This window comes from Methylobacterium oryzihabitans, from assembly GCF_004004555.2.
In the GTDB taxonomy this organism is placed as follows: domain Bacteria; phylum Pseudomonadota; class Alphaproteobacteria; order Rhizobiales; family Beijerinckiaceae; genus Methylobacterium; species Methylobacterium oryzihabitans.
The window spans coordinates 1-9,927 of the sequence record NZ_SACP01000062.1; the positions used below are offsets into that span (position 1 = coordinate 1).

The 9,927-nt window shown below is 70.2% G+C and carries 5 protein-coding genes and 1 CRISPR repeat array; all 5 genes read left to right on the plus strand.

Annotation, left to right across the window (positions count from 1 at the left end):
- Positions 1-134 precede the first annotated feature (134 nt).
- From EOE48_RS28185 to EOE48_RS28205, 5 genes are read left to right on the plus strand one after another with little or no spacing between them, the layout of a single operon-like run.
- Entirely contained in the window at positions 135-1,181 is a 1,047-nt protein-coding gene (locus EOE48_RS28185; protein ID WP_246155033.1) for an ABC transporter substrate-binding protein, read from the plus strand.
- Between the two features lie 50 nt (positions 1,182-1,231).
- Entirely contained in the window at positions 1,232-1,906 is a 675-nt protein-coding gene (locus EOE48_RS28190; RefSeq protein ID WP_246155034.1) for a helix-turn-helix domain-containing protein, read from the plus strand.
- 16 nt (positions 1,907-1,922) lie between these two features.
- Positions 1,923-2,894, plus strand: a complete 972-nt coding sequence (lhpI, locus tag EOE48_RS28195) for a bifunctional Delta(1)-pyrroline-2-carboxylate/Delta(1)-piperideine-2-carboxylate reductase (RefSeq protein ID WP_342791894.1) — start codon at positions 1,923-1,925, stop codon at positions 2,892-2,894.
- Between the two features lie 26 nt (positions 2,895-2,920).
- Positions 2,921-6,235, plus strand: coding sequence for a molybdopterin-dependent oxidoreductase (locus tag EOE48_RS28200; RefSeq protein ID WP_127734189.1), 3,315 nt, complete (start codon positions 2,921-2,923; stop codon positions 6,233-6,235).
- Between the two features lie 47 nt (positions 6,236-6,282).
- On the plus strand, positions 6,283-7,566 hold the full coding sequence (locus EOE48_RS28205) for an NAD(P)/FAD-dependent oxidoreductase (protein ID WP_127734190.1): 1,284 nt from the start codon (positions 6,283-6,285) through the stop codon (positions 7,564-7,566).
- 966 nt (positions 7,567-8,532) lie between these two features.
- Positions 8,533-9,720: a CRISPR direct-repeat array (repeat unit 29 nt; unit sequence CGGTTCATCCCCGCGCCTGCGGGGAACAC).
- Positions 9,721-9,927 lie beyond the last annotated feature (207 nt).

Sequence of the window (9,927 nt, forward strand, 5' to 3'; positions counted from 1 at the left end):
TCGTCGCCCTCGCCTACAACTGCCGGCGCCTCCACCGCTTGTGCCACGCCTGAGACCTCACGGCCCGCGCCACCCCCGCAAACGACACGCCCGTCAGATCAAAATACCAATCCGACAGGCTGCTAGCGGCCCAGATGGCCGCGGCCGATTTCGGCGGGACGGTGCTCGGGAAGCCGATCGAGATCATCGGCGCCGATCACCTGCACAAGGCCGATGTCGGCGTCGGCATCGCGCGCCGCTGGATCGAGAACGAGAAGGTCGACGCGATCTCCGACGTCACCAACAGCGCCATCGCGCTGGCCGTCCAGCAACTGACGCGCGAGACCAACCGGGTCGCGCTGTTCTCGTCGCCCGGCAGCACCGACCTGACCGGCAAGCAGTGCTCGCCGACCGGCGTGCAATGGGTCTACGACAACTACTCGAACGCCGTCGGCCCGATCAAGACGCTGATCGACCAGGGAAAGACCACGTTCTTCATCGTGACCGCCGACTTCGCGTTCGGCCATTCGCTGGAGAGGATCGCGACGGAAGCCATCAAGGCGGGCGGCGGCAAGGTCGTCGGAACGATCCGGCATCCCTTCGGGGCGAACGACCTCTCCGCCTTCCTCCTGCCGGCGCAGGCCTCTGGCGCCAAGGTCGTCATGCTGGCCAATGCCGGCAAGGACATGACGACGGCGATCAAGCAGGCGAACGAGTTCGGCCTCACCGCCGGCGGGCAGGTTCTCACCGCGCCGGTGATGTTTATCTCCGACGTTCACGCCCTCGGGCTCCAGGCCGCCCAGGGGATCACCTTCATCGAGGGCTTCTACTGGGATCTGAACGACGAGACCCGCGCCTTCGCCAAGCGGTTCTTCGAGGCGCGCAAGGCGATGCCGACCGCCCTCCAGGCCGGCGTCTACTCCTCAGTGACCCATTACCTGAAGGCGGTGCGGGCCGCCGGCACCGACGAAGCCAAGGCAGTCGCCGCGAAGATGCGCGAATTGCCGGTCGACGACTTCCTGGCGAGGAGCGGGAAGCTGCGGGAGGACGGCCGCATGGTCCACGACATGCTCCTCGTCCAGGTGAAGAAGCCCTCCGAGTCGAAGGCCCCTTGGGACTACTACAAGGTGATCGCCACGGTGCCCGGCGAGCAGACTTTCCTGCCGCTGGAGAAGAGCGAATGTGCTCTTGTGAAGAAGTAACACCCCGTCGGGCGGCCCAATGCCGCCCCTTCGAGGCCGGGAGGCTGCCCTTGACGAGAAAGACTGTGCCTCGCGCCGAGACCGGCGAAGCGGTGGCGACCGTGCCGACCGCCTTGCCGGCGCGGTTCACGATGCCGGCCGCCGAGCCGGAGGAGGGCACGAACGAACTCGGTTCGCGGCTCCGGCGCATGCGCCTGGACCGCGGCTGGACGCTGGAGGACGTCAGCCGCCGGACGGGCGTCGCGCGCTCGACGCTCTCGAAGATCGAGAACGGGCAGATGTCCCCGACCTACGACGTGCTGCAGCGGATCACGCGCGGCACCGGGCTCGACATCGTCGAACTGTTCGACACCCGCCGCCAGACCATGCCGTTCGGGCGTCGCAGCGTGACGCGCCGAGACGAGGGGAAGATCCATCGGTCCCCGGCCTACCGCTACGAGGTGCTGGCGACCGACCTGTCGCAGAAGGAGATCCTGCCGTTCAAGGCGCGGGTGACCGCGCGCGGGCTCGACGACTTCGAGGGCTGGGTCCGGCACCAGGGCGAGGAATTCCTCTGCGTCCTGTCGGGCCGGGTCCAGGTCTACACCGAGTTCTACGAACCGGTCGTTCTGGATCAGGGCGACAGCATCTACTTCGACAGCAAGATGGGTCACGCCGTGATCTCGGTGAGCGAGGACGACGCGGAGGTCGTCTGGGTCTGCACCGGCATCACCGCGCTCAAGTGACGATCTCAAGGAAGCCGTGAGCGTGCTGCACCATTTCTCCGCCGCCGAGGTCGAGACCGGGCTGGACTATCCGCGTCTCGTCGAGGCTCTCGCTACGGCTTTCCGCGGCCGCGCCGAACCGACCCCCGTCCGCCAGGTCTACGACGTCGGGGCGCCCGAGGCGCCGGGCCACCTCCTGACGATGCCGGCCTGGGAGCGGGGCGCCGCCCTCGGCGTCAAGCTCGTCACCGTCTTCCCCGGCAACGCCGCGCACGGCCTCGGCGCGGTCTCGTCGGTCTACCTGCTCTTCGACGGCCGGACCGGGCGGCCGACGGCGCTCATCGACGGGGAGGCGTTGACCAACCGGCGCACGGCCGCGGCCTCGGCACTAGCCTCCCGCCATCTCTCGCGGCCGGACAGCCGAACGCTCCTCCTCGTCGGCACCGGCCACGTCGCCGCGCATCTTCCGGCCGCCCATCGCGCCGTGCGGCCGATCGAGCGGGTGCTGGTCTGGGGACGCGACGGGGACCGGGCCGCGTCCCTCGCCGGTCGCCTCGACCGCGAGGGCTTCGCGGCCTCGCCGGTCCGCGATCTGACGGCGGCCCTCACCGAGGCCGACATCGTGAGCTGCGCCACCACCTCCACGACGCCGTTGATCGCCGGGCGCGACATCGCGCCGGGCACCCATATCGACCTCGTGGGCGCTTACACGCCGGCGATGCGCGAATGCGACGACCGGACGGTGCTGCGCGCACGGGTCTTCGTCGACACCTATGCGGGCGCGCTCGCCGAGGCGGGCGACCTGCTGCAGCCGATGGCGGCCGGGCTGTGGAGCGCGGAGTCCATCTGCGGCGACCTGAGCGAGCTCGCGAGCGGCGCCCGGCCCGGTCGCCTGTCCGCCGACGAGGTGACGCTGTTCAAGTCGGTGGGCACGGCGGTCGAGGATCTCGCCGCCGCGAGGCTGCTCCTCGGCGACGGGCGTCCCGAGCGGCAACGCGCCGCCTCGTGAGCACAGATGCCGGCAACGGAGGTGACATGGCTCGGACCGAGAAGCCCGGATTCTGCACGCTCTGCCGCTCGCGCTGCGGGGCGGTCTACGCCGTCGAGGACGATCGCCTCGTCTCCGTGCGGCCCGACCCGTCCCACCCCACCGGCAAGGCACTGTGTCCGAAGGGCCGTGCGGCGCCCGAGATCGCCCATTCCGCCCGGCGGCTGACCACGCCCCTGCGCCGCACCGCGCCGAAGGGGGCGGCCGATCCGGGCTTCGTGCCGATCTCGTGGGATGAGGCGCTCTCGGAGGTCGCCGAGACGCTCGGCCGCTACCGGGCCGAGACCGGCCCAGAATCGGTCGCCTTCGCGATCACGTCGGGATCCTCGTCCTCGACCTCGGACAGCATCGACTGGCTGCAGCGCTTCGTGCGCGGCTTCGGCAGCCCCAACACGGTGTTCTCGACCGAGATCTGCAACTGGCACAAGGACGTCGCCCACGCCTTCACGTTCGGCTGCGGGCTGCCGACCGCCGAGTACCGCAGCGCCGATCTGATCCTGCTGTGGGGGCACAACCCGGCCAACGTCTGGCTCGCGCAGGCGGAGGCGATCGGGGCCGCCCGGGCGCGGGGGGCGAGACTCGCCGTGATCGACCCGCGCCGGGCCGGTTCGGCGCGGGACGCCGACCTGTGGCTGCGCGTCCGCCCCGGCACCGACGGCGCCCTCGCCCTGGCGCTCGCCCGGTGGCTGATCGCGAACCGGGCCTACGACGCGGATTTCGTGCGGCATTGGACCAACGCGGCCTTCCTGGTCCGCGAGGACGACGGACTGTTCCTGCGCGCCGCCGATCTCGGCCTCGCGGGCGAGGGCTTCGTGGTCTGGGACGAGGCGTCCGGTCGCGCCGTTGCAGCCTCGGACGGGCTGCCGGGCGCCGCCCTGACGGGCCGGTTCGCGGTTCCGGGCGCCGCCGGTTCCATCGACTGCAGGCCGGCCTTCGACCATTACCGCAATGCCGTCGCGCCCTACGATCCGCCCCGCGCCGAGGCGATCACCGGCATTCCCGCCGCTCACATCGAGGAACTCGCCTCCATGATCGCCGCGGCGGGAAGTGTCTGCTATCACGGCTGGACGGGGATCGGGCAGCACACCAACGCCACCCAGACCGAGCGGGCCATCGCGACGCTCTACGCCCTTACCGGGCATTTCGACGCTCCCGGCGGCAACGTCCGGATGCCGGTCCTGCCGACGCCGCCGCTGCACTCCATGGCGATGATCCCCGCCGAGACCCGCGCCCGGGCGCTCGGGCTCGACCGGCGGCCGATCGGGCCGCCCGCCGACGGGTGGATCACCTCCAGCGACTTCTACGACGCGGCGCTCGGCGGGCATCCGTACCGGGTCCGTGCGCTGTTCGCCTTCGGCTCCAACCTCCTGGTCTCGCACCCGGCACCGGAGCGCGGCCGCGCGGCGCTCGCGGCGCTCGACTTCCAGGTCCATTGCGACCTGTTCCTCAACCCCACCGCCGAGATGGCGGACATCGTCCTGCCGGTGTCGAGCCCGTGGGAGCACGAGGCCCTTCGCCTCGGGTTCGAGATCTCGCCCGAGGCGCAGGAGCGCGTGCAACTGCGCCCGGCGATGATCCCGCGCCAGGGCGAAGCGCGCTCGGACATGTGGATCGTCTTTGAACTGGCCAGGCGCCTGGGCATGGGCGACCTGTTCTTCGGAGGCGACGTCGAGAAGGGCTTCGCGCACGTCCTGGCGCCCCTCGGCCTCGACGTGGCGACGCTGCGGGCACGGCCGGAGGGGGTTCGGGTGCGGCTCGCGCACGCCTACCGGAAATACCGCCGGACCGGCTTCGCCACCCAGACCGGGAAGGCCGAGCTCTATTCCGAGCTGCTGCATCGCCACGGATACCCGGCCGTCCCCGACTACGTCCCGCCGGCCGAGGCGCGCAGCGAGCGTTTCCCGCTGACCCTGTTCTCCGTCAACAACGGCCATTTCCGCCACAGCCAGGACCGCGGTATCACGGCGTTGCGCCGCCGGCGGGAGGAGCCGACCGTCGCGGTCCATCCCGCCCTCGCCCGCCGCAAGGGAATCGCGGAGCGCGACTGGGTCCTTCTGCACACCAGCGTGGGACGGCTGCGCATGCGCGCCGCGTTCGACGACGCCCTGGCCGAGGATGTCGTGGCGAGCGATTACGGCTGGTGGCAGCCCGCCCCCGACCTCGGCCTCCCCGGCTACCTGCCGCGGGTGGAGCAAGCGGTGGGTTCGAGCTTCAACGCGGTGATCTCCGAGACGCAGCGCGATCCTCTCAGCGGCTCGCTCCCCCTGCGCTCGTTCACCTGCGACGTGGAGCGGCTGGAGGCCACGGCCTGGGAGGGCTGGCGATCCTTCGTCGTCTCGGAACGGCGCGAGGAGGGGCAGGACGACGTGGCCCTCGCGCTGCGGCCGGCGGATGGCGGGGTTCTGCCGGGCGTCCGGCCCGGACACTCCGTCGGCCTGCGTCTCGCGGGACAGGTCCGTTCCTACTCGCTGACGGGGCCGGCCGTCGCGCGGCCCGATGCGTACCATGTCGCCGTCCGCGAGATCGCGGGCGGGCTCGTCTCCGGCGCCGTGCGCCGGCTGCGACCCGGAAAGACGGTGGAGCTGCAGGCGCCGAAGGGCGGTTTCGTCCTGCCGCTCACGAACGAGTTCCCCGTGGTCCTCATCGCGGGCGGAATCGGCATCACGCCATTCATGTCTTTCCTCGAAACCCTCAATGGCAGCGAGGGCGAGCCCGAGGTCACCCTGCATTACGGCTGCCGCGACGGAGCACGCCAGCCGTTTCGCGACAGGCTGGAGGTGCTGCGCCGGACCTTGCCGAACCTGCGGGTCGTGGTGCACCTCTCGCGCCCCGCGCCGGGAGACCGGTTCGACCGCCCGGGTCGCTTCACCGTCGACAGCATTGATCCCGCCCTTCTGCGGCGGCGCGCGCGCTTCTACCTGTGCGCGTCCGACGCGATGATGGCGGAGGCGAAGGCGGCGCTGCTGCAGCGGGGCGTACCGCCGTTCGAGATCTTCTCCGAACGGTTCCAGTCTCCCGCCGCTCCGGTACCCGACGGGCTCGAGCCGCGGCGCATCGTGTTCGCGCGCTCGGGACGCAGCGTGACCTGGACGCCGGGCCCGCGGCTGGTCCCGATCCTCGCCGCCGCGGAGCGCGAGGGCGTGGCGATCCCGAGCGGATGCCGGGTCGGGCAATGCGAGAGCTGCGTGGTCCGGATCCGGTCCGGCGAGGTCCGCCACCTCGTCGAGTGCGACGACCTCGACGAGGGCGACTGCCTGACCTGCCAGGCGGTGCCGCTCAGCGACTTGGTCCTGGAGGCGTGAACGCCTCCGGCCGCCGCGTCGGAGCTACGATCGAAGGGCAGAGCAGCATGAACGACGATCCGCGCAGCCATGGTCTCTGGGAGCGTTCCGCACCTCCCGCTCCCGCGACGCATCCGCTGGAGGGCGACGTGTCGGCCGACGTCGCGGTCGTCGGCGCCGGCTATACCGGCTGCTCGGCGGCGCTCCATCTGGCCGAAGGGGGAGCGAAGGTCGCGGTCCTCGAAGCCGTCGGGGTCGGCTTCGGCGGGTCCGGCCGCAACGTCGGTCTGGTCAATGCCGGGATGTGGGTGATGCCCGACGATCTGCCGGCGGCGCTCGGTCAGACCTACGGCACGCGTCTGCTCGACCTTCTCGGCAACGCGCCCGGCGTCGTCTTCGACCTCGTCGAGCGGCATGGCATCGCCTGCGAAGCCGAACGCCGGGGAACCCTGCATTGCGCCGTCGGCCGGAAGGGCTTGGCGGAGCTCCAGGAACGCGCCCGCCAATGGCAAGCCCGTGGTGCGCCGGTCCGCCTGCTCGACGCCGACGAGACCGCCGTCAAGGTCGGCTCGGCCGCGTATTCCGGGGCGCTGCTCGACGAGCGGGCCGGGACGATTCAGCCGCTGGCCTACGCCCGCGGGCTCGCGACAGCGGTGCTGCGGGCCGGGGCCGCCCTCTTCACCGGGAGCCCCGTGATCGCGGCCGAGGACGACGGCGCGGTCTGGCGCCTGCGCACGCCGGGCGGCTCCGTGCGGGCCGCATCGGTGATCGTGGCCACCGACGCCTATGCGAGCGGCGTGTGGCCCTCGATCCGCCGCGAGCAGGTCCACCTGCCTTATTTCAACATGGCCACGGCTCCGCTCGGCGACGATCTGAGCCGGTCCATCCTCCCCGAGCGCCAGGGCGCGTGGGACACGCGCGAGGTGCTCAGCTCGTTCCGCTTCGACAGGGAGGGACGGCTGGTGTTCGGGAGCGTGGGCGCGTTGCGCGGCACCGGCGCTCCCATCCATCGCGACTGGGGGCGCAGGGCGCTCGCCAAGCTGTTCCCGCAGTTGAAGGGCGTGGAGTTCGAGACGGAGTGGTACGGCAAGATCGGCATGACCGAGGACAACCTGCCCCGGTTCCACCGACTCGGTCGCAACGTCGTGTCATTCAGCGGCTACAACGGTCGGGGAATCGCGCCCGGAACCGTGTTCGGCCGCTGTCTCGCCCAGCTACTGCTCGGCACCCTCGCCGAGGGCGACCTGCCGCTTCCCCTTACGGATCCGGCCATGGCCCCGCGCCGCGCGCTCCGAGAGGTCTTCTACGAAATGGGTGCGCAAGTGGCACATCTCGCAGGCGCTCGCATCTGACAAGGGCGGCGCCGAGCCACGCCGTCGGTCGACCGGCAGATCGAGGTGCAACCTTGCGACAGGGAGGCCGGGGTTGGGCTGTCGGCCTTTATGCACCGCTTCCCGTCACCGTGGACGGCCAGCGCTGACGGACCCCTCCGCTCGATCTGCGGGGCGTTGGGGTCGTCCTGGAGGTCTGGGGGCTACCCGTCCCCTCCATCCTGCGATTCTGCTTGCACAGAGCCGCTTATTGCCGATGCCCTTCGGCGTTTGACCCGGCGGTCCCCGTCCCGCATGGCTAGCGGTGGAGGCTCGGGGCTCGTAGGGAGCGTAGCTCTTTCTTTTAGTTGAGAAGAAGCTCTGCGCTACATCGTACGGTTGGAGGACCGTTTTAGTGGTCGTGTCCATGATGCCGGTGGTCATGGGCCTACAATTCGGGGCTGCGGGGGAGGATAAGATCGCGTACGCAAGCCGGGTAACTGGGCTGCCTCAGGCAAGCTTGTACGGGATCGAGCTCTCTTGGATGTTCTGAGCCGCTGTGGAGCTTCCGGCCTATAGATTTCGGCGAAGCCCGATCCGTGAAGTGGTCACCAGCAGCGTCCGTGGACGTGCTTGCTGTGCGAAGGGGCGGTTTCAGGGTGGGGTCGAGCTGGAGCACGTCGGGGGCACCGGAGGCGGCATGTGAGCAGAATCCACCTGGCGAGACGTGCCGACTTTCAATGCGTTAGCTGGGCGTGGATGTGGCCGATTTTGGCGATGTGGCCGTGCGGGTATGCGCGCCAGCACGGCGTTCAATCCGATGAGATCGGTGATGCAGTTTGCCGCCCGTTCGGCGGCATTCCGTGCCGCTGCGAGAGTCGGCGCCTGCTCGTTGGGGCTGTGGGAGGGGCTCGCCGAGAAGACCACGAACGTGTGTCGGGACACGGCATGCCAAGCGCGGATGGCCTCGACGAGGGCTTCCGCGTCCAACCGGATCATGATCCAGAGCGGTCCATCCCCGCGCCTGCGGGGAACATCGCCTTCGGCCGCGCCATTGCGTGTCGCGTCGCGGTTCATCCCCGCGCCTGCGGGGAACACGGACATCACGCGGCGCTCCCGACCACACCGGCCGGTTCATCCCCGCACCTGCGGGGAACACGTCATCCGCATCACGACGAGAGAAGCGCCGGGCGGTTCATCCCCGCGGATGCGGGGAAAACTCGTTATCGCCGTCCGCGATATTGAACGGGATCGGTTCATCCCTGCGCCTGCGGGGAACACTGAAGCTGGCGCAAGGTGCGGCGGTGGTGCGGCGGTTCATCCCCGCGCCTGCGGGGAACACCATTGCGTCCCACTCTCGGCCGCGGCAATGGCCGGTTCATCCCCGCGCCTGCGGGGAACACATCTCGGTACGGATCGCGACGAGGTGCCATTCCGGTTCATCCCCGCGCCTGCGGGGAACACGCCGGTGCCGCCGGCAGCGGCTGGAAGAACGTCGGCTCATCCCCGCGCCTGCGGGGAACACATGGTGTTCAACATGACCGAGAAGGCTCTCAGCGGTTCATCCCCGCGCCTGCGGGGGACACGTGCGCGCCGCCGGCAGCCTCTACGTGCCGGTCGGTTCATCCCCGCGCCTGCGGGGAACACGTGCCCGACCGCACTGGCGCGAAGCCGGGATCCGGTTCATCCCCGCGCCTGCGGGGAACACGAAATCGTCCGGATCGATCCCGTCGAGGACGGCGGTTCATCCCCGCGCCTGCGGGGAACACGCGCCCGCGAGAGGCGCGATCAGGCCCCATTGCGGTTCATCCCGGCGCCTGCGGGGAACACGTCCGCAGCCGCCGCCAGAGCCTGCCGTAAGGCGGTTCATCCCCGCGCCTGCGGGGAACACGCCAGCTGCTCCTGGGTCGGGAAGCACTCGCCCGGTTCATCCCCGCGCCTGCGGGGAACACTCCTGGCGCAAGGGCCTGACCCCGGCGCCCAACGGTTCATCCCCGCGCCTGCGGGGAACACGTCGGAGCCCGGCTGGTTGCCGACCTCGACGTCGGTTCATCCCCGCGCCTGCGGGGAACACCGCCATGTCAGCGGCGGTATCTCGACCCTGGGCGGTTCATCCCCGCGCCTGCGGGGAGCACGCAGAGGGGCAGCTCGGAGTTGTCGGCTCCTACGGTTCATCCCCGCGCCTGCGGGGAACACTCTTCCTGGAAGTCTCTGCGATTACTGACGTTTCACGATCTCAAAGAGCGCCCCGATGTTCGATTTTTGTTCCAGGCCTCAGCTCGACTTTGGCCATTCAGGCAGCGGTGCAGAGGGCGTAGGCCCAGGGTGGCGGCAGAGTGAAGCGAGGTTTCGTTCTGTGTCGCTTGCGCCGGAACGTCGCCAAAGCCTGCTCCCTCCAGAGAG